27 protein-coding genes are annotated in these 22,837 nt (G+C 71.4%); 12 read left to right on the top strand and 15 right to left on the bottom strand.

Annotation, left to right across the window (positions count from 1 at the left end; translation table 11 throughout):
- Positions 1–10: 10 nt before the first annotated feature.
- Positions 11–886: a TauD/TfdA family dioxygenase gene (locus H1A17_RS01115; RefSeq protein WP_145919072.1), complete on the top strand. Its 876-nt coding sequence runs from the start codon at positions 11–13 to the stop codon at positions 884–886.
- Positions 887–934: 48 nt separating this feature from the next.
- Here the strand turns inward: H1A17_RS01115 and H1A17_RS01110 are convergent, their stop codons facing one another.
- Positions 935–1,990, bottom strand: coding sequence for an FAD-dependent monooxygenase (locus tag H1A17_RS01110; RefSeq protein WP_194820793.1), 1,056 nt, complete (start codon positions 1,988–1,990; stop codon positions 935–937).
- A gap of 207 nt (positions 1,991–2,197) precedes the next feature.
- Entirely contained in the window at positions 2,198–3,106 is a 909-nt protein-coding gene (locus H1A17_RS01105; protein ID WP_194820792.1) for a hydroxymethylglutaryl-CoA lyase, read from the bottom strand.
- A 75-nt stretch (positions 3,107–3,181) separates the two neighbouring features.
- Here H1A17_RS01105 and H1A17_RS01100 point away from each other — a divergent pair, with 75 nt between their 5' ends.
- On the top strand, positions 3,182–3,838 hold the full coding sequence (locus tag H1A17_RS01100) for a GntR family transcriptional regulator (protein WP_145919069.1): 657 nt from the start codon (positions 3,182–3,184) through the stop codon (positions 3,836–3,838).
- A 33-nt stretch (positions 3,839–3,871) separates the two neighbouring features.
- On the opposite strand, the gene H1A17_RS01095 is transcribed toward H1A17_RS01100, so the two are convergent.
- From H1A17_RS01095 to H1A17_RS01075, 5 genes are all read right to left on the bottom strand, one after another.
- Entirely contained in the window at positions 3,872–4,831 is a 960-nt protein-coding gene (locus H1A17_RS01095; protein ID WP_145919068.1) for an ABC transporter ATP-binding protein, read from the bottom strand.
- Positions 4,828–5,526, bottom strand: coding sequence for an ABC transporter ATP-binding protein (locus H1A17_RS35410; RefSeq protein WP_309236656.1), 699 nt, complete (start codon positions 5,524–5,526; stop codon positions 4,828–4,830). Before H1A17_RS35410 ends, H1A17_RS01095 begins: the two co-directional genes overlap by 4 nt.
- 61 nt (positions 5,527–5,587) lie before the next feature.
- Positions 5,588–6,088 carry a DinB family protein gene (locus tag H1A17_RS01085; RefSeq protein ID WP_194820791.1) on the bottom strand — a complete coding sequence of 167 codons (501 nt, stop codon included), beginning with the start codon at positions 6,086–6,088 and terminating at the stop codon, positions 5,588–5,590.
- Complete coding sequence (locus H1A17_RS01080; RefSeq protein ID WP_194820790.1) at positions 6,088–6,726, bottom strand: bifunctional 2-polyprenyl-6-hydroxyphenol methylase/3-demethylubiquinol 3-O-methyltransferase UbiG; 639 nt, start codon at positions 6,724–6,726, stop codon at positions 6,088–6,090. The genes H1A17_RS01085 and H1A17_RS01080 overlap by 1 nt, the downstream gene beginning before the upstream one ends.
- Positions 6,723–7,787 carry an alpha/beta fold hydrolase gene (locus H1A17_RS01075; protein WP_145919047.1) on the bottom strand — a complete coding sequence of 355 codons (1,065 nt, stop codon included), beginning with the start codon at positions 7,785–7,787 and terminating at the stop codon, positions 6,723–6,725. Before H1A17_RS01075 ends, H1A17_RS01080 begins: the two co-directional genes overlap by 4 nt.
- A gap of 80 nt (positions 7,788–7,867) precedes the next feature.
- Between H1A17_RS01075 and H1A17_RS01070 the strand changes: the two genes are divergently transcribed.
- Positions 7,868–8,455 (top strand): helix-turn-helix domain-containing protein, encoded by a 588-nt coding sequence (locus H1A17_RS01070; protein WP_194820789.1) that lies wholly within the window; start codon positions 7,868–7,870, stop codon positions 8,453–8,455.
- A gap of 64 nt (positions 8,456–8,519) precedes the next feature.
- Here the strand turns inward: H1A17_RS01070 and H1A17_RS01065 are convergent, their stop codons facing one another.
- Positions 8,520–9,368 (bottom strand): helix-turn-helix transcriptional regulator, encoded by an 849-nt coding sequence (locus tag H1A17_RS01065; protein ID WP_145919045.1) that lies wholly within the window; start codon positions 9,366–9,368, stop codon positions 8,520–8,522.
- 128 nt (positions 9,369–9,496) lie between these two features.
- On the opposite strand from H1A17_RS01065, the gene H1A17_RS01060 reads away from it, so the two are divergent.
- The 3 genes from H1A17_RS01060 to H1A17_RS01050 are packed head-to-tail and all read left to right on the top strand — an operon-like array spanning position 9,497 to position 12,143.
- Positions 9,497–10,483 (top strand): aldo/keto reductase, encoded by a 987-nt coding sequence (locus H1A17_RS01060; protein WP_194820788.1) that lies wholly within the window; start codon positions 9,497–9,499, stop codon positions 10,481–10,483.
- Between the two features lie 59 nt (positions 10,484–10,542).
- Positions 10,543–11,232, top strand: a complete 690-nt coding sequence (locus H1A17_RS01055) for a TetR/AcrR family transcriptional regulator (protein WP_145919043.1) — start codon at positions 10,543–10,545, stop codon at positions 11,230–11,232.
- Positions 11,229–12,143: an alpha/beta fold hydrolase gene (locus H1A17_RS01050; RefSeq protein WP_145919042.1), complete on the top strand. Its 915-nt coding sequence runs from the start codon at positions 11,229–11,231 to the stop codon at positions 12,141–12,143. Before H1A17_RS01055 ends, H1A17_RS01050 begins: the two co-directional genes overlap by 4 nt.
- A gap of 170 nt (positions 12,144–12,313) precedes the next feature.
- On the opposite strand, the gene H1A17_RS01045 is transcribed toward H1A17_RS01050, so the two are convergent.
- A complete protein-coding gene (locus H1A17_RS01045) occupies positions 12,314–13,363 on the bottom strand; it encodes an NAD(P)-dependent alcohol dehydrogenase (protein WP_145919041.1) in 1,050 nt (349 codons plus the stop codon).
- A gap of 95 nt (positions 13,364–13,458) precedes the next feature.
- Here H1A17_RS01045 and H1A17_RS01040 point away from each other — a divergent pair, with 95 nt between their 5' ends.
- Complete coding sequence (locus H1A17_RS01040) at positions 13,459–14,055, top strand: TetR family transcriptional regulator (RefSeq protein WP_194820787.1); 597 nt, start codon at positions 13,459–13,461, stop codon at positions 14,053–14,055.
- A 135-nt stretch (positions 14,056–14,190) separates the two neighbouring features.
- Here H1A17_RS01040 and H1A17_RS01035 read toward each other — a convergent pair whose 3' ends face one another.
- The gene (locus H1A17_RS01035) at positions 14,191–14,835 is read right to left on the bottom strand and encodes an O-methyltransferase (RefSeq protein ID WP_145919039.1); all 645 of its coding nucleotides are present in this window, start codon (positions 14,833–14,835) and stop codon (positions 14,191–14,193) included.
- 107 nt (positions 14,836–14,942) lie between these two features.
- On the opposite strand from H1A17_RS01035, the gene H1A17_RS01030 reads away from it, so the two are divergent.
- Positions 14,943–15,533 (top strand): TetR/AcrR family transcriptional regulator, encoded by a 591-nt coding sequence (locus H1A17_RS01030; protein ID WP_145919038.1) that lies wholly within the window; start codon positions 14,943–14,945, stop codon positions 15,531–15,533.
- Between the two features lie 325 nt (positions 15,534–15,858).
- Here H1A17_RS01030 and H1A17_RS01025 read toward each other — a convergent pair whose 3' ends face one another.
- A complete protein-coding gene (locus H1A17_RS01025; RefSeq protein WP_194820786.1) occupies positions 15,859–16,107 on the bottom strand; it encodes a hypothetical protein in 249 nt (82 codons plus the stop codon).
- A 368-nt stretch (positions 16,108–16,475) separates the two neighbouring features.
- Complete coding sequence (locus H1A17_RS01020; RefSeq protein ID WP_194820785.1) at positions 16,476–17,456, bottom strand: zinc-dependent alcohol dehydrogenase family protein; 981 nt, start codon at positions 17,454–17,456, stop codon at positions 16,476–16,478.
- Between the two features lie 80 nt (positions 17,457–17,536).
- Here H1A17_RS01020 and H1A17_RS01015 point away from each other — a divergent pair, with 80 nt between their 5' ends.
- Together H1A17_RS01015 and H1A17_RS01010 are read left to right on the top strand one after the other, a co-directional pair.
- Positions 17,537–17,896: a helix-turn-helix domain-containing protein gene (locus H1A17_RS01015; protein ID WP_145919036.1), complete on the top strand. Its 360-nt coding sequence runs from the start codon at positions 17,537–17,539 to the stop codon at positions 17,894–17,896.
- 184 nt (positions 17,897–18,080) lie between these two features.
- Positions 18,081–19,343: a prolyl oligopeptidase family serine peptidase gene (locus tag H1A17_RS01010; RefSeq protein ID WP_194820784.1), complete on the top strand. Its 1,263-nt coding sequence runs from the start codon at positions 18,081–18,083 to the stop codon at positions 19,341–19,343.
- A gap of 101 nt (positions 19,344–19,444) precedes the next feature.
- Here the strand turns inward: H1A17_RS01010 and H1A17_RS01005 are convergent, their stop codons facing one another.
- Positions 19,445–20,383, bottom strand: coding sequence for a LysR substrate-binding domain-containing protein (locus H1A17_RS01005; protein WP_309236655.1), 939 nt, complete (start codon positions 20,381–20,383; stop codon positions 19,445–19,447).
- A gap of 109 nt (positions 20,384–20,492) precedes the next feature.
- On the opposite strand from H1A17_RS01005, the gene H1A17_RS01000 reads away from it, so the two are divergent.
- Positions 20,493–21,410, top strand: coding sequence for an NAD(P)H-binding protein (locus H1A17_RS01000; protein ID WP_194820783.1), 918 nt, complete (start codon positions 20,493–20,495; stop codon positions 21,408–21,410).
- A complete protein-coding gene (locus H1A17_RS00995) occupies positions 21,400–21,765 on the top strand; it encodes a darcynin family protein (RefSeq protein WP_194820782.1) in 366 nt (121 codons plus the stop codon). The genes H1A17_RS01000 and H1A17_RS00995 overlap by 11 nt, the downstream gene beginning before the upstream one ends.
- An 88-nt stretch (positions 21,766–21,853) precedes the next feature.
- On the opposite strand, the gene H1A17_RS00990 is transcribed toward H1A17_RS00995, so the two are convergent.
- Both H1A17_RS00990 and H1A17_RS00985 read right to left on the bottom strand, forming a co-directional pair.
- Entirely contained in the window at positions 21,854–22,015 is a 162-nt protein-coding gene (locus H1A17_RS00990) for a hypothetical protein (RefSeq protein WP_194820781.1), read from the bottom strand.
- 108 nt (positions 22,016–22,123) lie between these two features.
- On the bottom strand, positions 22,124–22,837 hold the full coding sequence (locus tag H1A17_RS00985) for a glycosyltransferase (protein ID WP_228542670.1): 714 nt from the start codon (positions 22,835–22,837) through the stop codon (positions 22,124–22,126).

Here is a 22,837-nt window from a genome sequence, read left to right as displayed (position 1 = left end):
GGAGGAGCACGTGGAAGAGCACGTCCTTGCCGCCGTCGAGCGGGCGACCACCCGCCCGCCCGAGCACTACGACACCATCACCGTCCAACCGATCTCCCCGGTCATCGGCGCGGAGGTCTCCGGCGTCGACCTCGCCGGCGAGCTGACCGAGCAGCAACTGGCCGAGATCAGGCGCGCCTTCCTCACCCATCACGTGCTGGTCTTCCGCGACCAGGTGCTCACCGCCGAGGAACACAAACGCTTCGCCGGCCACTTCGGCGAGCTGCGCCAGCAGCCCCTGGCCGACCTCGACGGCGGCGACCCGGCCATCCTGGAGATCAGCGCCGGCCCGGACTCCCGTTTCGTGGCCGGCGAGGACTGGCACACCGACGGCACGGCCGAGGCCGAACCGTCGCTGGGCTCGATGCTCTACGTCACCCGGACACCGCAGATCGGCGTCGGCGGCGACACCCTCTGGGCGAACATGCACCTGGCGTACGAGATGCTCTCCCCACCGATGCGGGCCTTCCTCGACGGCCTGACCGCGATCCACGACGGGCTGATCCCCTGGCAGGGTCACACTCCCCCGCCGGAGTACGTCGTGCCCAAGAGCGAACACCCGGTCGTCGTACGCCACCCGGAGACCGGCCGTCGGCTGCTCTTCGTCAACGCCGGCTTCACCTCGCACATCGTGCAGCTCTCCCGGTACGAGAGCAGGGCGCTGCTGGACATGCTGTTCGGTTGGGTCGCCCAGCAGCCGATCCTGAGCTGCCGGGTCCGCTGGACACCCAACACGCTGGTGTTCTGGGACAACCGCTGCACCCAGCACCACGCCGTGTGGGACTACTACCCGCACTCCCGCTACGGCCAGCGGGTGACCGTCAACGGCACCCGGCCGGCCGGATGACCGCCCCCGGGGTCGCGGGCCGCAGCTGAACGCCGGCTCGACGACGGGTCAGCCGCGCACGATCTGCTCGGTGTAGGCCCAGTCGTCGTCGAGAGCGCCGTCGCGTTCCTCGGTCAGACCGGTCAGGTCCGCGCCCCGCACGCCGCCGGCCCCGGCGACCCGGTCGCGCAGGATCCGGGCCGTCACCAGGGCCGCCCGGGTGCCCTGGGCGGTGACCGGGTCCAGGTGGTATCCGGCGTCGCCGACCAGGCACCACCCGGGCCCGCTCATCGGCCGGCGCAGCATCCGCATCCGCCCGGCACCGCCGATGGGGGTGCTCCGGCGGCCGGCGGCGACGGCCGGGCCGAGGTACGGGTCGTCGCGCACCAGCCGCTCGAACGAACGCGCCGGGTGCTGCCCGGTCGCGTCGATCAGGCTCTGGTGCAGATCCAGCGCCACGCACCACCGCCCGTCACCGCAGGGGGTCGAGATGAGCACGCTGCGGTCCTGCAGGGAGAAGTACGAACGGTCGGTGGGCAGCGGCAGGTTCTCGTAGTACGCCAGCAGCGCGAACCACGGTGACTCCACGACCCGGTAGGCGACCGCCCCCACCCGTTCGGCGTTGCGGGACAGCCGGCCGTCGGCGAGCACCAGCAGGTCGCAGGTCACCCGGCTGTCCACCGCGCCGTGGCGCACGGTCGCCCCGCGTACCCGGCCGGCCTCGATCGTGAGGCCCCGCACCCGGGCCGGACGCGACACGGTGACGTTGCCCCGGCTGCGAGCTGCGGCCAGCAGCGCCGGGTCCAGCACCTCGCGGGGCACGCTCATCCGGAACGAATAGGCGTCCTCACGCGGGTAGACCCGCTCGACCACGTCCTCGCCGATGCGTTGGGTGTCGCCGTAGGTACGCGGGGCACCGCAGGCCAGGACCGTCTCCAGCAGGCCGAGTGCGGACCAGGCGAGGTTGCCGGACCGGTCCCAGGTGGACTGTTGCGGCCAGAACGTGGTGGGCCGCGAGGCGTCCAGGACGAGGACCCGCTCGGCGTACGGCGCGAGCGCCCACGCGGTGGACGCCCCGGCGATCCGGCCGCCGACCACGACGGCCTCCCAGTGGCCCGCGATCACGCCGGCACCGAACTGACGCGGTGGTGTTCCGCTGGGTTTCCGACGGCGTGACGCGGCACGCCCCAGTCTCCCATTCCGGCGAGACCACAAGGGAGTCCCGAATCTCCGCCGCGCGCCGATCCGGCGTGTCGGTGGGACGTACCGTGACCGGTGCCGGGCGGCCCGCCCGGCGGGATGGGGCGGGTGGCTGGTCGGCGATCACACCGGTCAGCCCTGCGGGGGCGGTCCCGGGAACCAGCCGGCCCGACCGAGCGCACCCGGCAGGCTGGTCATGCCGAGCTGCGCACCGATCCATGCCGCCGTCTCGGTGACGCCGCAGGGGTCGAGACCGGTCGAGTGCCCGGAGCGGGCCAGGGCGTAGAGCAGGTCCTCGGTCGCGACGTTGCCGGTCGCAGCGGGGGCGAACGGGCAGCCGCCGATGCCGCCGACGCTCGCGTCGAGCGCCGTGACACCAGCCTCGACCGCCGCGAGGGCGTTGGCGATGCCGGTGTTGCGGGTGTCGTGGAAGTGGGCGCGCAGCGGTGCGCCCGGAGCCGCCGTGATCGCCGCCGCGACCAGTTCCCGAACCTGCACGGGTACCCCCACCCCGATGGTGTCGGCCAACGCGATCTCGTCGGGTCCGCTGGCGGCGAGCCGACGGACGAGGTCACCGACAGCCGCCGGGGCGACGTCTCCCTCGAAGGGGCAGCCGAACGCGGCGGCCACCGTCACGCTGGCCCGTAGGCCGGCCGTGTGGGCGGCCTCGGCGATGTCGGACCAGGCCCGGACCATCGCGTCGACGGAGGCACCCTGGTTGCGTCGGCTGAAGGTCTCCGTCGCCACGACGACGCAGTTGACCTCGTCGACCCCGGTTGCGAGCGCGCGGTCCAGCCCGCGCCGGTTGAGCACCAGGCCGATGTACGACACGTCGCTGCGCCGGGGCACGCCGGCCATGACGGCTTCCGCGTCGGCCATCTGGGGTACCCGGTCCGGGCGGACGAACGACACCGCCTCGACACGTCGGGCACCCGCGTCGACACACCGCCGGATCAACTCGATCTTGCTCGACGTCGGCAGGATCTCGGACTCGTTCTGCAGGCCGTCCCGAGGGGACACCTCCACCACGTTCACCATCATGTGTATACAATCTCAGGCCGTCGGGGTAGGCGGCAAGGAGAACTGCCGCACGCCGCTCACATCACGGAGGCACGAGTGACGAATGCCGCAGAGGATGCCTACGAGGCATTGCGGGGGGCGATTCTCAGTGGCGCGATCCGCCCTCGGGAACGGCTCGGCGAGGTGGAGCTGTCCCGGCAGTTCGGGGTGAGCAGGACCCCGATCCGGGAGGCCCTGCGCCGGCTCACCGCAGAGGGCCTCGTCGTCTTCCAGCCCAATCGGGGGGCCCGGGTCGCCGAGTGGTCGCTCAGCGACCTCCAGGAGACCTACGAGATCCGGGCCCGGCTGGAGAGCTACGGTGCCGCCCTGGCCGCCCAGCGCATCGACCCCGAGCACCTGCCACGGCTGAGCCTGCTCTGTGACCAGATGGAGCAGCGGGCGCAACGGATGAGCCCGCAGGACCTGGACGAGATCGCCACCCTCAACTCCGAACTGCACGCCATCGTCATCGGCGCCGCCGCCAGCCAGCGGCTCACCTCGTTGCTGTCAGCGGTCGTGGAGGTGCCGCTGATCGTCCGGGCCTTCCGCCTCTACACCCCGGACGCGCTGGCCCGCAGCATGGCGCACCACCGCGACCTCGTCGCGGCGTTGAAGGCCCGCGACGCCGAGTGGGCGTCGAGCACCATGCGGGCCCACGTCCTGGCCGCGCGCCGGGTCCTGCTGGACGCCATGGTGAACAGCCCCGACCTCTGAGCGGGGCGGCCGGCCCGCGCCGGGGAGCCGACGTCAGCTCCCCGGCGCGCCCGGCTTGATGCAGGCCACCTCGCGGCCAACGTCGATCGGGGTCAGCCTCACCTCAGTCTGTACACAACGGTCCTCACCCACCGGACACCGTCCGTACAGCACGCAGCCCTGCACGAGCTGGGTCGGGCTCAGCGGGTCACCGACCAGTCGCGCCGGCGGCAGCTCCTGGTCGGGGTCGACGGGCAGCGCCGCGGCCAGCAAGGCCCGGGTGTACGGGTGCTGGGGGTCGGCGAACACCCGCTCGGAGGGGCCGGTCTCCACGACCCGTCCCCGGTACATCACGGCGATCCGGTCGCTGACGTACCGGACCGTGTGGATGTCGTGGGAGATGAACAGGTATCCCATGCCCAGCTCCGCCTGCAGGTCGGCGAGGAGTTGCAGGATCTGGGCGCGCACCGAGAGGTCGAGCGAGGAGGTGGGCTCGTCCAGCACGATCAGGGACGGTTCGGTCACGATGGCCCGCGCGATGCCCACCCGCTGCTGCTGTCCACCGCTGAGTTCGCCGGGATACCGCCGGGCCATGTCCGGCGAGAGGCCGACCTGTTCGATCACCCGGGCGACCCGGTCCCGACGCTCCCGCACCGGGGTCCTGGGCCGGTGGATGGCGAGGGGCTCACCGACGATGTCGCCCACCCGCATGCGGGGGTTCAGCGACTCGAACGGCTCCTGGAAGATGATCTGAAGCTTCGCGCGCATCTTCCGCAGTTCGGCGGCGGGCAGGGCCAGCACGTCGGCGCCCTCGAAGTGGACCCGTCCCCGGGTCGGTTCGATCAGCCGCAGTGCCAGCCGGCCCAGCGTCGACTTGCCGGATCCGCTCTCCCCGATGATCGCGAGGGTCTCCCCGGCGTCCACCGTCAACGACACGTCGTCGAGCGCGTAGACGGTGGTGGCGCCGCCGAGGTGGAACTCCTTGCTGACCTCCGCCAACTCCAGCAGGCTCACCGTACGGCCTCCTTCTCCTGCGGCAGGTGACAGCGGTACGTGTGACCGGACGCCGTCGTCACCGGCTCGGGAACCACCCGGGCGCACGGGTCGAAGGCGTGCGGGCAGCGTGCCTGGAAGGGACACCCGGCCGGGTAGTCGACCAGGTCCGGCAGCCGCCCGGTGAGGTGCACCAAGGGCTGGCCCGGTCGGGGAATGGCCCGGATCAGCGCCTGCGTGTACGGGTGGCCGGGCGTGCCCAGCACCTCCCGGACGGTGCCGTGCTCGATCACCTGGCCGGCGTACATCACCACCACCCGGTCGCAGTACTGGGCGACCACGCCGAGATCGTGGGTGACCAACAGCATGGAACGCTCGTGTTCCTTCACCATCGCGCGGATCAGGTCCAGGATCTGCCGCTGCACGGTCAGGTCGAGGCCGGTGGTCGGCTCGTCGGCGATGACGAAGGTCGGGTTGAGCAGCATGGCCATCGCGATGACGACCCGCTGGGCCATGCCGCCGCTGAGCTGGTGGGCGTATCCGTCGAGCACCCGGTCCGGGCCGGCGATGCCGACGTCGGCCAGTGCGGCGCGGGCCCGGTCGTGGGCCTCGTCCCCCTCGGACCTCCGCTTTCCTACCGCGACATGACGAGTCGACCGCCCGCATCGTGCCGGTAGAAAACCGGGGCAGTCTCCGGGACCGGCCGAGTCGGGCACGTCCGGTCACGCAACAGATGAGCGCGTGCGGGTGGCGATGGGGAGTTGGCTGCAGTGGCTGTCAGCGGCCGGTGGCTCCGTCGATTCTCTCGCGGATGATGTCGGCGTGCCCGGCGTGCCGTCCGATCTCCTCGATCATGTGGACCAGCACCCATCGCTGCGACGGCGGCAGGGCGCGGCCCGGCGGCCGGGGTGCCGGGCGGGTCAGATCGGTCCAGGTGTCGATGACCTGGTTCGCCTGCGCGATCGTTGCCCGGTAGCGGGCGAGCAGGCCGTCGACGGTCTCGTCACGGGTGGGCCGGAAGGTGCGGCGCATGTTGGTGATCGGTTCTTCGAGGAAGTAGAACCTCTCGACGGCGGTCACGTGTTTGATCAGCCCGAGGAGGTTGGTGCCGGAGGGCACTTCGGCGGTGCGGACCTCGGGCTCCGGCACGTCGGCGACCTTGTCCATGATCGCGTTGCGGAGGTAGTCGATGAAGCCGACCAGAGTGTCCTTCTCCCCGGGGGCGGTCCACGCGGGACCGGTGTCCTTGCGTTTCCTGGTTCGGGTGGTTGGCGGCATCAGCTTTTCCGATCATGTCGTTGGATGAGCAGGACGTTGTCGGTGACGGTGGCGGTCCGGCCCCCCGGTCCGGTGGCCCGGCGGTGCGGCGTGTCGGCGCGTACGACGGACCACCGGTCCGGGTCGAGGGCGAGCTCGGCCGCGGTCTCGCCGGGTGAGGGGTGCTGCGTGTCGGCATCTTTGTTCCATGACCGGGGTGCGGTCGAGCCGTGGTCGACGATCAGGAGATGACCGCCGGGGCGCAGGGCGTGCGCCGCGGTACGCAGGACTCGCGTGCGATCCAGCGCGAAGGGGGTGTGCAGGTACTGCGCGGAGATCAGGTCGAACTGCCCGTCGGGGAAGCTCCGGGCCAGATCGTGCTGTTCGCCGGTCACCCGGCTGTCGATGCCGAGTTGCCGGGAGCGTGCGCGCACCCGTTCCACGGCGGCGCTGGAGATGTCCACGGCGGTGACCCGCCAGCCGTGCCGGGCGAGCCAGATGGTGTCGCCGCCGGCGCCGCATCCCAGGTCGAGGGCGTCGCCGGGATGCCGTGTCCCGGCTGTCTCTTCCAGTACCGGGTTGGGGTTCCCAGCGGAGCCGCCGCGCCGGGCGCGGTGGTGCTGTTCCCAGAACGACTCGGCATCGGGTGCACCGGTCACCGGTCCGCTCCCCTCGCGAGGAACGTCACCAGTTCGGTGGTGACGAATTCCGGGTTCTCCTGGATCAGCCAGTGCCCGGCCCTGGGCACCTCCACGGCGCGGGTGATGTTGGACATGAGGGGCTGGACCGTCGAACGGGTGAAGTCGAGCGTGCCCTCGGCCGTCAGCAGCATCGTCGGCATGCTGATCGGCTTCACGGCCTTGTTGTCCCGTTCGTCCTGGTCCAGGGTGCGGTAGAGCTCGAACCCACCGGTGAGCACCTGTGGGCGCTGGTACGTGCGGGCGTATTCGTCGATCTGCTGCGCGGTGAAAGGAGCCTTCGCACCCGGCCCGCCGAAGCTGGTCCCACCATAGGCAACATACCCGTAGAAAAGAGACAGATAGCTTCGTACGTCGTCGTCGACCAGCAGCTCGGGGAACCCGTCCTGGTCGTGGAACGACATGTGCCAGCTCGCCTGCCGGTAGGCGTTCGCGCTGAGGGCGGGGCCGGGCATCGGGTAGTCGAGGTGGGCGTACCTGACGACCTCGGCCGGGAACTGTGCGGCGTACTGGAACGCCACACCGGCACCGAGATCGTGCCCGACCAGGTTGATCTTGTTCAGCCCCAGTGTGCCGGCGAGCAGCCGGTGGACGTGGCGGGCCAGGGTGGCCTTGTCGTAGCTGGACGGCGCGCCCTCGCTGTCGCCGAGTCCCGGCAGGTCAAGCGCGTACACGGTGTGTTTCTCGGCGAGCGCCGGCATGATCTCGCGCCACGAGTACCACGACTGGGGCCAGCCGTGCAGGAGGACGAGCGGCTCGCCGGTGCCACCGGTGACGTAGTGCATCGTCACGCCGTCGACGTCGGCTGTCTCGTGGGTGAATTGACGGTTGAACGCGGCGTCATCCCGGGTGGCCGCGTCGTGACCTGTCGCGGCGGTGGCGTCCGCTTGCCGCGACGTCGTGTCCCGCGCCCCGCCGCCGGTGGTCGTGCAGGCTGTCGTCAGGACGAGCGCGGCCGTGACGGCTGCGACGGTGCGCGGCCACCGGGCCGCCGGTCGCGAAGTTGCTGCTGATGTGAGCATCGGTTGCTTACCTCCGCCACCAGCATCACCAGCGGCGTTGCCTATTGGCGAGAAACGTTGCGGATCCGCATCATGGGCTCATGAACGTCACGCCGCACGACGTCCTTGCGGGCGTCGGCCCACGCCTGCACGCGCTGCGCAAGACCCGGGGCATCTCCCTGGCCGCCCTGGCGGCAGAGACCGGGCTGACCGCAAGCACGCTGTCGCGTCTCGAGAACGGGAAACTGCGCCCGACACTGGAGCAACTGCTGCCGCTGGCACGGGCGCACGGCGTCCCGCTCGACGAACTGGTCGCGGCCCCGCCCACCGGCGATCCACGCATCCACCTACGGCCCGTACGACGGTCCGGCTTCACCGTCGTGCCGTTGACAAGACGTCCCGGAGGCATCCAGGCCTACAAAGTGATCTACCCACCGGCCGGTGGATCGGCCACGACGACACTGCAGACCCACGAGGGGTACGAATGGTTCTACGTGCTCAACGGACAGGTCAGGCTCATCCTCGGTGACCAGGAATACCGGCTGGGCCCCGGCGAAGCCGCCGAGTTCGACACCCGTGTCCCGCACCAGATCGGCAGCGCCGACTCCCAGCCCGCAGAGCTGCTCACGCTCTTCGGCGCCCAGGGCGAACGCGCCCACCTGTCGCCCTGGCCGACCTCGCCCGCCTGAACGAACCGGCTCGGGAGCAGACACTTCACCCGAGCCGGGTCGAGGGTGGACGCGTTCATCGCCGTCAGTGGGGCACGCCGGCCGGGAACTCCTCGACCCCCAGCACGCGCAGCAGCTCAAGCCGCTCCCTGGCCTCGGCGTCGGCCGGGGTCAGCACCAGCAACTGCTGGCCGAGATCGGGAGTGACCAGGGTTTCGCAGTCCATCGTGAGGTGACCCACGCGCGGATGCCTGAACGTCTTGCGGTCGGCCCGGCGTACCGCCACCTCGTGCTCGGCCCACAGCCGCCGGAAGTCGTCGCTCGCCGCCCGTAACCGTTCGATCAGGCCCGTCACGGTCGGGTCGCCGGCCCGCCGGCCGGCCACCGCACGCAGGTCGGCGACCTGCTGACGGGCGTGCCGCCGCCATTCCTCGGGGCCGTGGAGGTCACGGACGGCGGGGTCGGTGAAGTAGCGGTAGACGACGTAGCGGCGGTCGCCGGTCAGCCCGGTGTGGTCGCCGCCGAGCAGGATCGACATGCGGTTCTGCGCCAGGACCTCGCCGAGGTCGGACAGGACCATGGCGGGGGTGTCGCCCACCAGGTCGAGCAGGCGGACCAGGCCGGCTCGGGCCAGGCGGGCGACACCCTCGGGGGGTGGCGGCTGGTGGCCGGCCAGGTGGAACAGGTGGCTGCGCTCGTCGTCGGTCAGGCGCAGGGCCCGGGCCAGGGCGCCGAGCAGTTGGGTCGACGGCTGGCTGCTGCGGCCCTGCTCAAGGCGGACGACGTAGTCGACGGACATGCCGGCGAGCATGGCGACCTCCTCGCGGCGCAGGCCGGCGGTGCGGCGGCGGGGGCCGTCGACGAGGCCGACCTCGGCGGGGCGGATGGCCTCGCGCCGGCGTCGCAGGAAGTCGGCGAGCTGCTCACGCTGCATGCCTCCATGCTGCCCCCGGGGCCGGCACCGAGCCAGGGAGCGGCGCTCCCACGACAAACGCTCCGCTGCCGGCGGGCCGGAAAGCGACGCACGGTGGAGCCGAGATCGACCGACGAGGGAGAGTTTCGATGCAGACACGCACGCTGGGCAACACGGGTCCCACGGTTTCCGCGGTGGGGCTGGGGGCGATGAGCATGTCGGGCGCGTACGGGCCGGCCGATCGTGGGGAGAGCATCGCCACCGTACGGGCCGCGCTGGACGCGGGGGTCACGCTCATCGACACCGGCGACTTCTACGGCATGGGACACAACGAGCTGCTGCTGTCGGAGGCGTTGCGGGGACGCGACCGGGACAGCTATCTGCTGAGCGTGAAGTTCGGGCAGCAGGTGGGGCCGGGAATGCGGTTCGCCGGCCAGGACTCCCGCCCGGATTCGGTGCGCAACTTCCTGAGCTACTCGCTGACCCGGCTCGGCGTCGACCACGTGGACATCTACCGGCCGGCCCGACTCGACCGGTCGGTGCCGGTCGAGGACACGATCGGCGCGATCAAGGACATGATCGACGCCGGCTACGTACGGTACGTGGGGCTCTCCGAGGTCGACGCGGAGACCGTCCGCCGGGCGCATGCCGTACACCCGGTTGCTGATCTCCAGATCGAGTATTCGCTGCTGTCGCGTGCGGTCGAGGCCGACGTGCTGCCCACGCTGCGGGAGCTGGGCATCGGGCTGACCGCGTACGGGGTGCTGGGCCGTGGCCTGCTCTCGGGGAACTGGGTGCCGGGGCGGGCGGACGATCCGCGTAACCACGCTCCCCGCTTCTCCGCCGGGAACGCGTCGCACAACCTGGCCCTGGTGGAGGCGTTGCGCCGGGTCGCCGACGCGAAGGGGTGCACGGTGGCGCAGTTGGCGATCGCCTGGGTGGCGGCGCAGGACCCGTCCATCGTTGCGCTGGTCGGTGCGCGCACCCGGCAGCGGCTGGCCGAGGCGTTGCCGGCGCTGGACGTGCCGCTGTCGGCCGGCGACCGCGAAGAGATCGAGGCGGCCGTGCCGAAGGGCGCCGCGCGCGGCGACCGTTACCCGGCGGCGTTCATGGCGAGCCTCGGCGTCGGCAACTGAACGCGCCGACCGGGGGCCGCCGGTCGACGGTCCCGACACCCTGAGATACGATACGGGACGTGGCGTATCGTAATGAAGAATCGTCAGGGGCCCGGGGACGGCCGCGCGATGCCGAGCTTGAGCGTCGGATCACCGCGGCCGTCCTCGACATCCTCGCCGAGGACGGGTACGAGGACGTGACCTTCGAAGCGGTGGCCCGACGCTGCCAGACGTCGAAGGCCAGCCTGTACCGGCGGTGGGGGTCCAAGCGGGACATGGTCATCGCCGCGGTGAAGGCAGGGCCCGCCCGGCACTCGACATCCCCGCTACCGCAGGGGGCCACCCTGCGCGAGGACCTGCTGATCCTGGCCCGGCGGCTGGAACGCACGATGGCCGCCGCCGACATCGGCACCGCGTTGATGCTGCTCCAGGCCGGGCTGAAAGACCCCGAACTGTGCGACGCCATCGAGAGCTCCGCCGGCCCCACGGGTGCCAGGCTGCCGCAGGCGGTCATCGACGCCGCGGTGGCCCGTGGCGAGCTGCCCACCGGCGCGAGCCCGTTCGCCTTCGACGAGGTCGTCGGGTCGGTGCTGCTGCTCCGGCACGCGAACGGCCTCGCGGTCGACGACGCCCACCTGTCCGCACTCGTGGACACCGTGATCATCCCGGCGCTCGTCGCCTCCGCCACCAGCGGCACCACGCTGCCCGCCGGCCTCTTCTCCGGCCATCCCGAAACCCGCACCACCGACCCGATCCGGGAGGATTCATGACCACACCGTTCGTGATCGACAACTTCACCTACCGCACGGTCACCGGCGACACCGGCGTCGACCTCAACGTCGCCGTCGGCGGCCAGGGGCCGGCCGTCGTGCTGCTCCACGGCTTCCCGCAGACCCACTACATGTGGCGCCACGTCGCCGCGAAACTCGCGACCGACCACACCGTCATCGTCCCCGACCTGCGCGGTTACGGGGCCAGCGGCAAGCCCGTCGCCGACGACCCGGACACCTACTCCAAGCGCACGATGGGCAACGACGTGATCGCCATCACCCGCCAGCTCGGCTTCGACCACTTCGGGCTCATCGGCCACGACCGCGGTGCCCTCGTCGCCGTCCGGACCGGGCTCGACCACCCCGAAGCGGTGCGCTACCTCGGCATCCTCGACGTCCTGCCGACCCTGGACACGTGGGCCGTCCTGCACGGCGTCAACGCCAAGGTCGCCTGGCACCTCTACCTCATGGCCCAGCCGGCCGGCCTGCCCGAGAAGATGATCGCCGCCGTCGGCCCCGAGTTCTTCGGCTCCTTCCTCGACGCCTGGGACCCCACCGGCACCACCTTCACCCGCGACGAGCGCGACCACTACGTCGACAGCTCCGTCGCCGCGATCGACTCGATCGTCGCCGACTACCGCGCGACGGCCAGCATCGACCTCGACATGGACATCGCCGACCGTGAACGCGGCGCACACCTCACGATGCCCGTCGGCGTCATCTCCCAGGACTGGGGCTCCCAGCTCGGCTTCGACGCCTCCGCGCTCTGGCGCGCATGGGCCCCGGACCTCACCTACCAGGCCACCGACAGCGGACACTTCATGGCCGAGGAGAACCCCGACGAGATCGTCGCGTTCATCACCGGGCTGGCCGGGCGCGCTCCCGCCACCGGGCACCGGAACAAGCAATGAGATCTGTGTCCGGGGTGGGTCGGGTCGCGCGCCCGGCCGTACGAGGACGGTCGCCCACGCCGCACCCACGGCGACGGCCGGGCGCGCCGCTGTCTCGGCCCACGCGGCCGACGAGCAGAACGTATCGGCGGACGGCCCCGGTCGACGCGGGCACGGACACCGGTGGCGTCTCAGTCGAGGTCGGCGAGGTCCAGCACGAAGCGGTAGCGGACGTCGCCGCGTGCGAGCCGGTCGAGGGCCTGGTGGATCCGGGCGGACGGCAGCAGTTCGATGTCGGCGGTGATGTCGTGCTCGGCGGCGAAGGACAACAGGTCGGCGGTGTGCCTGGTGCCGCCGGTGCCCGATGAGCTGAGCTTCTTGCGGCCGAAGGTCAGCTCCATGAGGTTCACCGGTGTCTGCATGGGGAAGCCGAGCACGCTGAGGGTGCCGTCGAGGGTCAGCAGCCGCAGCAGCGGCGACAGGTCGTGCGGGCCGGAGATGGTGTCCAGGATGAGGTCGAAGCTGCTGGCGGCCCGCGCGAGCCGGGCGTCGTCGGTCGTGACGAGCAGATCGACGGCACCGAGCTTGCGGGCGTCGTCGGCCTTGCCCGCGCTACGGCTCAGCACGGTGACCTCGGCGCCGAGTGCGGCGGCGAGCTTGACACCCAGATGGCCGAGGCCGCCGAGGCCGGCGACCGCCACCCGGCTACCGACGCCGATTCCCGCCGCGCGCAGCGGCTCCCACATGGTGATGCCGGCGCACATCAGCGGTGCCGCGCCGGCCGGGTCGAGGCCGGCGGGCAGCTGGTAGGCGAACTTCTCCCGCAGTACGTACTCGCGGCTGTACGCGCCCTTGGTGATGGTGCCGTCGAGCCGGTCGGGGCTGCCGTAGGTGCTGGTGGGTCGTTCGAGGCAGAAGTTCTCCTGGCCGACCTGGCACATGGAGCAGGTCCCGCAGGAGTCGACGAGGGTGCCGACGGCGACCCGGTCGCCGGGAGCGAAGCGGGTCACCGCCGGCCCGACGGCGGTGACGGTGCCGGTGAATTCGTGGCCGGGCACCACGCCGGCGGCGTTCTTGTAGTGCGGCATCATGCCGCTGAGCAGGTGCAGGTCGCTGTGGCAGACGCCGCAGTAGTCGACGCGGACCGCGACGTCGTCGCTGCGCAGGTCCCGCCGCTCGATCGTCGCCCGTTGCAGGGCGACGGTGCCGTCCACGCTCTGCCAGCCGATGGTCGTCCTCATGGACACCCCTTCCAAACAAACCGTTCTGTATTTTTTGAACCTAGCCAGCCGGCACGCCGAAAGCAACCGACTCGTCGGTTTGTTAGAGTTGGCGCATGTCGTCAGGGCCCGTGACCGCCAAAGGCGCGGCAACCAGCCGCCGCATCCTGGACGCCGCCGCCGTCGAGTTCGCCGAACGAGGCATCGCCGGAGCCAGGATCGACCGCATCACCGCAGCGGCCCGCACGAACAAGGCCCAGGTGTACGGCTACTTCGGCAACAAGGACGGCCTGTTCGACGCCGTCATCGCCGACCGCGCGGACCAGCTCATGAGCGTGGTCGCGTTCGACGCGGACGACCTGCCCGCATCGGCGGTGGCGATGTACGACGCGAACCTGCGCGACCCTCAACTGGTTCGACTGCTGACCTGGCTACGCCTGGAACGGCGGCCCACCGGCAGCCTGGGCCGGGCCGCCGACCACGAGTCGAAGCTGGCGGGGATCGCCCGGGCGCAGGCCGCCGGCCGTGTCCGCGCGGGCGATCCCTCCGACCTGTTCACCCTGGTCCTCAGCATGGCGTTCGCCTGGTCGGCGGCCAGCATCGTGCACGCCGCGACCGCCGACGAACCCGACGAGGACCACGAGCGGCGGCGCAGGCTCCTGGCCGGGTGCGTCCGGGACGCGATCTCACCGGGCACAGCACCACCGGACTGACCCGGCAAGCGGACAGCGTTCGGGACGTCGGCCAGGGTCCCGTGTCGATGTCGGCGGCGGGGGCGCCGGGGCGATCCGCCGCCTGGGCGTCAACGCTGCGCCACGCCCCGCCGACGCGCCCCAGCCGATCTGTGATCAGCGGCCCGTCCAGCAGCTGAGTTCCATGCCGTCCTCGACCGGGAAGTCGATGCTGACGTAGCCGTTGCCCGGGTCGCGGACGTAGGCCAGGTAGTCGCCCATCGACTCGAACGTGGAGTCGTCGCCGACGACCAGGGCGCCCGGGGCGAGCCGGTCCTCAAGCAGGCGCAGGACGGGCAGGCACAGCTCCTTCCAGCCGTCGAGCAGCGCCAGGCCGATCGGGCCGCCGATCGCGCCGAGGGTGGTCAGCGCGTCACCTTCGAGCACGGTCACGATGTCGCTGAACCCGGCCTGCTCGATGGTGGCGCGGGCCGCCCTGACCTTGGTCGCGCTGAGTTCGGTCGTCGTGACGTGCCCGGTCCCGTTGTCCCGCACGGCCGCGGCGAGGTAGAGCGTCGAGATCCCGTACGAGGTGCCGAACTCGACCACCGTCTGCGGTCGGGCCGCGCGGACCAGGGCGTAGAGCAGGTCGCCGCCGCGGGCCGAGATCGGCATGTAGACGTCTTCGAGCAGGTCGGAACGTTCCTGGGGGGTGGCCGTGGGGGCGGGCCGGCACGGCGATCGCTCGTCGTCGCGCTCGGCCTCGGTGAACAGCCGGACGATCAGGTCGCGGACCGCCGGGTCGTGCAGTGTCGTCGTCATGAAGGGTAGATTAGACGCAACGTTGCGTCTAGGGAATACGTGGGTCTTGTAGCGTCTCGGAAGACGTGGATCACACGGGAGAGACACCTCACGGGAAGGAGCGCCCGATGCACCGCGGCAACCGGCACGGCCGCAGCGAGGCGGCCCGCGAGGCCGTGCTCCAAGCGGCCGACGACCTCGTCGCCGAGATCGGCTACGCCAAGGTCACCATCGAAGGCATCGCCGCCCGGGCCGGCGTCGCCAAGCAGACCATCTACCGGTGGTGGCGCTCCAAGACCGACATCCTGGTCGACGCGTTCACCGCCGACAGCGCCCAGGAACTCACCCTGCCCGACACCGGCGCCTTCCGCACCGACCTACGCGCCCACCTCGACGAACTGGTCCGCTTCCTGGAGGTGTCCGACTCCGGCGCGGTGTTCCGGGCCCTGGCCGGCCAGGCCCAACACGACCCCGACCTGGCCACCCGGCTACGCGCGGAGGTTCTGCCCCGGCTACGCGCCCGCGACCGGGTGCCGTTCGACCGGGCCACGGCACGCGGCGAACTGCCCGCCGACACCGACGTCGACCTCCTCGTCGACCAGACGGTCGGACCGATCCACTTCCGGGTGCTCGTCACGGGCGAACCCGTGACACCCGCCCTACTGGACGCGCTGGTCACCACGGCCGCCCAGCACCAGCCGGGCGCGGTAGCCACCTAGATCCTGCATCGGAGCCGAGTGCCGGGCCCGATTCGCGCCACCAGGGGCACCTGTACAGGACACCCGCTCTCGCCGGTGACGACAGGCGCGTCCTCGGCGAACTGGACACCATGCGAGACAACCTGCGGTACCAGATCGCCGAGCCGCACCGCTGGGCAGGTCAATTCCGACGCACCCTGATAGCCCACGCCATTCAGGGCTCGAATTCGATCGAGGGTTACCAGGTATCCCTGGACGACGCCGCCGCAGCCGTTGCCGGCGACGAACCGGTAGAGACGAACCCACAGACCTGGGAGGTCATCACCGGCTACCGGGACGCCCTCACCTACGTACAACAACTCGCCCGCTCGCACGAGTTCGCCTGGCAGCACATGCTGCTCAACGCGCTGTACTTCATGATGCTCCGCCACGACCTCAGCAAGTGGCCGGCCGCTTCCGCCCCGGATACATCCACATCGCTGCCACCGGCGGTCGAGTCCGCCGCACCGTATACCAGCGCGACGAGAACCTCACCGACGACCAAGCCACCCGCGACCTTCGCCACCTCGTCCGAGCGGGCATGCTCGAACAGCACGGCGACACCCGAGGCAGGTTCTACCTCACCTCGCCGACGCTCCGCGATCACGCCGCCCCGGCGCTGCCCCCTAGAGAGATCATCGACCCGTACCGACGGTGCGGCTCAGCCAGGAACCGCAAGTCCGCGCCGACCCGGGAGATCCTTGCCCGAGCATTTCGGCACCTCCTGCCGCATCCGCGAACCCGAGCTCGGCATGCACCTCGATCCGCTGCACATCCTCCTCGACCAGGTTCACCAGCCGCCACGTCGTAACCGGGGTGTCGGCAGCCATGGGTGTTGCGCAAGGCGGCTGTTGCCCCGTGACGGCCGTTGCGACAGGAGACGAAGCCTCTGGGGCAAGGCGGGGCAGCTGGCCAGGCCGACGACTACGGCGTCACCACGATCTTGCCGGCCGCCGTTCCCTGCTCCAGGTACCGGTGGGCCTCGACGATGTCGTCCAGTGTGAACACCCGGTCCACCACCGGCCGCAACACGCCGGTGCGGACACCGGCGGTCAGGAACGCGGCGACCCGCCGGGCGGTCACCGGGTCGACCATGTCCGCGAGACTCATGTAGCGGTGGATGGTCAGCGACGGATTCGCCGGGAACGACGCCGGCCGTGGGTCCAGCCAGCCCACCGTGGCCAGGGTGCCGCCGAGCTTCGCGGCCAGCGACAGTGCGGCCAGGCCCGGGCCCATGACGGCGTCCAGGACGATGTCGACGCCCGCTCCCCCGGTGTGCCGCCGGGCCGCCTCCGCGACGTCCTCCCGGTCGGTGGCGATCACCGCGGCGGCCCCGGCGGCCACCAGGCCGTCCACCTTGGCGCTGCGCCGGGTGACCGCGATCGGCACCGCGCCGATCTGGTGGGCGATCTGGATCGCGGCCCGCCCCACCCCGCCCGACGCGGCGGTGATCAGGATCCGGTCCCCGGGTCGCATTCCGGCCCTCTCCACCAGCGCACCGTAGGCGGTGAAGTACGACACCCAGAGCGCCGCCGCATCGACGGGCTCCAGCCCGGCGGGCCGGGGCACCACGCGGTCGGCCGGCAGCGTGGTGTACTCGGCGTACGCGCCTCGGGTCTCGAAGTCGGGTATCGCACCCAGGATGACGGGGTCGCCGACGGTCAGCCCGGTCACCGTGGACCCGACCGTGTCGATCACACCGGTTCCCTCGACGCCCAGCCGTGCGTGCGGCAACCGCACGGGCCGTGGGGACTGCCCGCCCCGGACCAGCTGATCGATCGGGTTGACGGCGAAGGCTTCGATCCGTACGCGGACCTCGTCGGCTGCGGGCTCGACGACCGGCTCGTCGACGACGCGCAGAACGTCCGGACCGCCGGTCTCGTCGAACACGACTACTCGTGGCATGGAGGGCTCCCTGTGCTCCTGATGGGGTCACCGGGGAACGCTACGGAGCCGATAGGAACCTGCTGGTAACTTTTGGCCCTGTGCCCAACGCTCACGGTCAGGTCTTCCTCGCCGACTGTCCCACCCGCCTGGCCGTCGAGATCATCACCGAGAAGTGGGCGGTGATCGTGCTGTTCGCGCTCAGTCTGCAACCCCGACGCCCCGGCGAGCTGGCCGACCTCATCGGCGGCGTCTCCCACAAGGTCCTCACCCAGACCCTGCGCCGCCTGCAGGCGTACGGTCTGGTCGACCGCCGCGCGTACGCCGAAGCTCCCCCGCGTGTCGAGTACAGCCTCACCGCACTCGGGCAGACCCTGGTCGGGCCGATCACGGTCCTGACCGACTGGGCCCGCGACAACGGCGAAGCCATCGTCGACTTCCAGGAACAGAACGGGGGCTGAGGCACCCGTCCCACCGGAGATCCCGGCTCCGGCCGGCCGGTGCGCCCGGGCCGGAGCCATGTCGATGAACGCAGCGGATCACCACCGGGCGTCGTTACGTCGCCGGTGGCCGGTTGCCAGCGGATCTCCCCGACGCTACGTTGACCCTCTATCGACAGACGTCTACATAGTTGTCGGGGGTCGCATGTCCACGTCGGTCACTCGCCGCACCGTGCTGGCCGGTGGCGCCGGCGCCGCCATCGGCCTCGCGCTGCCCGGCCCTGCCGCCCACGCCGGCGGCCGCCACCCCAGCGTCAGCTTCACCCTCGACGCGACGACGCTCGACGGCGGCGAACAGGTCACCTCGGTCACCCTCGACACCCGCCGGCTCGGGCCGATCGACGCCGCCGGGCTCCACCCCGGCACGTTCACCGTGCACGCCAGGGCCACCAGCCCGATCCCGATCGCTCCCGGCGACCTGATCTTCAGCGAGTACGACCTGGACCGTACGGTGACCGCAGCCCGGCTCGACCGGCAGGGAAACATCGTGCTCGACCTGAGCCACGGCGAAGGGCAACTCGGCGGCGGCACCCTCGGCTACATCCTGAGCAAGGGGCGCAACGTCCGGCTGGACCTCGTCTACACCATCACGCAGAACACCCCGCTCGCCCGGCGGCACGGCCCACCCGTCACCATCACCGACTTCGTCCAGGGGCGGCTGTCGAACCCCGAGGTGGACGCCTTCAGCCACCACGTCTCGGGCTCCGGCATGAAGTACCGGTTGTACTCCCCGAAGCGTTCACCGCACCGTGGCCGGCGACCGCTGATCCTCTGGCTGCACGGTGCCGGCGAGGGCGCCTCCCTGCCCGACGGCTACTACGACAACGAGACCACGCTGCGCGCCAACCGGGGCGCGTTGGGCTTCGCCACCCCGCAGGCGCAACGGATCTTCTCCGACGCGTACGTCGTCGCCCCGCAGAGCACCTCCTACTGGATGGAGGACGGTCCCCGGTTCGCCCCGCTGATCCGCGAGATCGTCGAGGACCTCGTACGCCGTGAGCGCGTCGACCCCGACCGGATCTACGTGGTCGGGTGCAGCAACGGCGGATACATGTCCCTGGAGATGACCGTCGCCTATCCCGACCTGTTCGCCGCGTCGGTGCCGATCTGCGGCGTCGTCGAGCCACTCGACGGGCAGGGCCCGCCGCTGATCACCGACGCGGAACTGGCGGCGATCCACACCCCGACCTGGCTGGTCACCTCGCTCGACGACGACACCGTGCCGCCGGAGACCAACACGGTCCACGCCCACGACCTGATCCCGGGATCCCTGGTCACCCTGTACGACCAGGTCGTCTGGAACGGCTACCGGTTCCCCGGTCACTTCTCCTGGATCTACGTGGCCCGCAACGACCCGAGCCTCGACGGCACCCACATCTGGCAGTGGATGTCCCGCCGTCACCGGTGATCCGCCGCATCCGCACACGCAGACGCGCCGCCCCGTCCAGGTCTCCCACAGCGGTGCGGCTCGCCCCGACGGGCACGTCTACGCGGCCTGATGCGCAGGTCCTATTCCGCTCCGACGGGACGGAGCACGTGGCGCACGGCGTCACGCAGCCACTGGTGGGCGCCGTCGACGCTGTGCCGTGGGTGCCAGGCCATGCCGATCGTCAGCGGCGGCAGTGGCAGTGGGATCTCCAGCAGGCGCAGTCCCAGCGCGTGCGCCGCGTCGCTGAGCCGTGACGAAGGCTCACCCGGCAGCGCGGTCGGCACCAGGCAGACCACGTCCTCGGCTGCGGCCAGCATCATCGCGGCCAGGTGTCCGGGCAGGACGGCGCTGACCCGCCGGCTGAGCCCCTGCGCGGCCAGGGCCGTGTCCAGCGGACCGGCAAAACGTCCACGGCGGCTGACCGCCACGTGCTCGGCCGCAGCGAGCCTGGCGGCGGTCAGAGTTCCCTCGGTGAGGGGGTGCCCGGCCCTGACACCGGCCGCCATCCGCAGGGTGACGAGTTCTTCGACGCGGGTCTCCGGGTCGACGTGGTCGATGGCACCGATCTCCAGGTCGATCCGTCCGTCACGCAGCGCGGGGCCGGCCTCCCACTCCTCAGCCAGCACCCGCAGCGAAACGCCCGGTGCCCGGCGTCGGGCGAGCCGGAGCAGGCCGGGCGCGACTGCGGCACCGACCAGGTCCGCGGCCTGGACGGTGAAGGTGCGCCGCAGTGCCGCAGGATCGATTCCGCCGCTCGGGGCGAGCAACGCCTCCAGGCGACGTACCACCGCGCCGGCCTCGTCCCGCAGCGCCTCGGCGCGCGGAGTGGGCACCATCCGCTGTCCGGCCCGCACCAGTAGTGGATCTCGGAGCACCCGGCGTAACCGGGCCAGGGTACGGCTCATCGCCGCGGGGGAGGTCTGCAGCCGCGCGGCGGCGCGGGTGACGCTCTGCTCGGTCAGTAGGGCGTCGAGAGCGACGGCGAGGTTGGCGTCGAGGTTCGGGGCTGGGCTGCTCACCGCATTTATTCCACTTCAGGCAATGATTGGGTGCTGAAGTTCCCATTGTGGCAATGCGGTGCCCGTCCGCACGATGGGTGGGTCCTGCCGATCCGACAATCGAGGTTTCATGATCGTGATTACCGGTCCCACCGGGAACATCGGGCGGCAACTGCTGTCGCTGCTGATCGAGGCCGCACCGGCCGGCCGTGAGGAGTTGCGTGTCGTCGTCCGGGATCCGGCCCGGCTGCCCGAAGACGTCCGGGGACGGGTCGAGGTGGTCGTCGGCTCGCACGGCGACGCCGCGACCGTCGAGCGTGCCTTCGCCGGAGCGGACGCCGTGTTCTGGCTGGTGCCGCCGGACGCCTCCGTCACGCCCGACGACGCCTACAGCGGCTTCACCCGACCGGCCGCGCGGGCTTTCGCCGCCAGCGGCGTCGGCCATGTTGTCGGCGTCTCGGCGCTCGGCCGTGGCACCCCGCAGGCCGCCCGGGCCGGGCTGGTCACCGCCTCCCTGGCCATGGACGACCTGATCGCCGGCTCCGGCGTCGCCTACCGCGCCCTGGCCTGCCCGTCCTTCTTCGAGAACCTGCTGGAGGAGGTCGACGCGATCCGCGACGACGGCGTCTTCACCGACACCGTCGCCGCGGACCGTCCGGCCCCCATGGTGGCCGTCGCCGACATCGCCGCCGCCGCGGCCGGGCTGCTGCTGGACCGCTCCTGGACCGGTGTGGGCGACGTCCCTGTGCTCGGCCCGCAGGACCTCTCGCCCGACGACCTGGCCCGCATCATGACCGAGGAACTGGGCCGTCCGGTCCGCTACCAGCGTCAGTCGCTCGACGAACTGCGCTCCACCATGCTCGGCTACGGCCTCAACGCGGCGTTCGTCGAGGCCATGGTCGACATGAAACGCGCCAAGGACGAGGGCCTGGACGCAGGCGTCGAGCGCGCACCGCAGGCGGGGCCGGCCACCGCGTTCGCGCAGTGGTGCGCCCGAACGCTCCGGCCCGCCGTCCTCACCACGCAGGAGGCCGTCGATGCCCACTGAGCGAACCGATCCGCCGGTCACCGCTTTCATGCTGGTCAAAACCACCCCCGAGTGGCTGGCGATGACCGTGGCCGAACGCGTCCAGGCCTTCACCACCCACGTTCTGCCCGTCATCCAGGCCCGCACCCGCGGTGTCCGCTCCCGCTTCTACGACACGGAGTTCTACTCGGCGCGGGTCACCGACATCTGGGTCTGGGAGGCGGACGACCACGACGCCTACCGCCTGCTGATAGACGCCCTGCGCGAGACCCCCTTCTGGGACCGCTACTTCCAGGTCGTCGACCTGGTCGTGGGCACCGAGAACGGATACGCCCGCACCTACGGCCTGAAGCCGCTGGCCACCCTCGCCACCTGACGCTCCGCCGGACCGGCCGGTGCCTCCGTCGCCCGACGGAGGCACCGGCTCGGCGGAAGATGATCCAGCCGGTACCTCCCGTTCCTGTTCAGCGGGCGCCGGCCAGCCGGGCCATGTGCCCGTCCTCCAGCGGCACGTGCACCGCGTCCACGGCCTCGTCGAGCTGCGCGATGCTGCTCACGCCGACGTTCGGCCGGATGCCCTGCCGCAGCGGCCAGGCGAGCACCACCTGGTTGCGCGCCGGCCGCATCGGCTGACCGGTCGCTCCCGGCCGGGTCCGACCGGACCCCGGCCGGGAGCGACGCCGCCCTTTCCGGTACGCGCACCGCTGGGCGCCGGGCAGGTCGTCACGTCAGGCTCACCCACCGCACGGCGTCCGCTCCGGCTCCACCGTCGAGGGGGCCGCCGGCCGGTCGTCGAGGGCGTCGAGGTAGCCGGCGAAGCCGTGCGGGGCCCGGCCATGGCGGCGGGCACTGGTCCGCACCGCGCAGCCGGCGTCGGCGACGACCCGCATGGCATGTCGACGACCACGCTCGACGAGGTCGTGGTCCTCACCGTGGCGCAGGTCGGCGAATCCGCCCAACCGCTCGTACGCGGCGGCGGCGCAGCCCAGGTTCGCACCGTGCACGTGCCGGTGGCCGGCGTCGGTCAGCCCCTGCCGGTACCGGGTCTCGAACCGTTCGCGCACGCGGGTGGAGCGGGACGCCCAGTCGGTGACCCGTACGGTCCCGACCAGCAGGTCGGTGCCGGCGCGGGCGTGACGCAACTGCCAGCCGCCCCACCGGCGGGGCACCCGGCTGTCCGCGTCGGTGGTGACGAGCCACAGCCCCTGCGGGCCGTTGCGCAGCGCGTACGCCATGCCGGCGGCCCGCGCCCGGCCGACGTTACCGGCCCGCACCGTCAGCACGACGACACCGAGACGTGCGGCGACGGCGGCCGTGGCGTCCCGGCAGTCGTCGGCCACCACGATCACCTCCGAACGCACCGGCAGGTGCCGCAGCGAGTCGAGGACGGAGGCCAGGCAGCCGGGCAGCAACGCCTGCTCGTCGTGGGCGGGCACCACGACCGCCAT

Source organism: Micromonospora sp. S-DT3-3-22 (assembly GCF_015354745.1).
Taxonomy (GTDB): domain Bacteria; phylum Actinomycetota; class Actinomycetes; order Mycobacteriales; family Micromonosporaceae; genus Micromonospora; species Micromonospora wenchangensis.
This window is presented reverse-complemented; position numbering and strand designations above follow the sequence as displayed.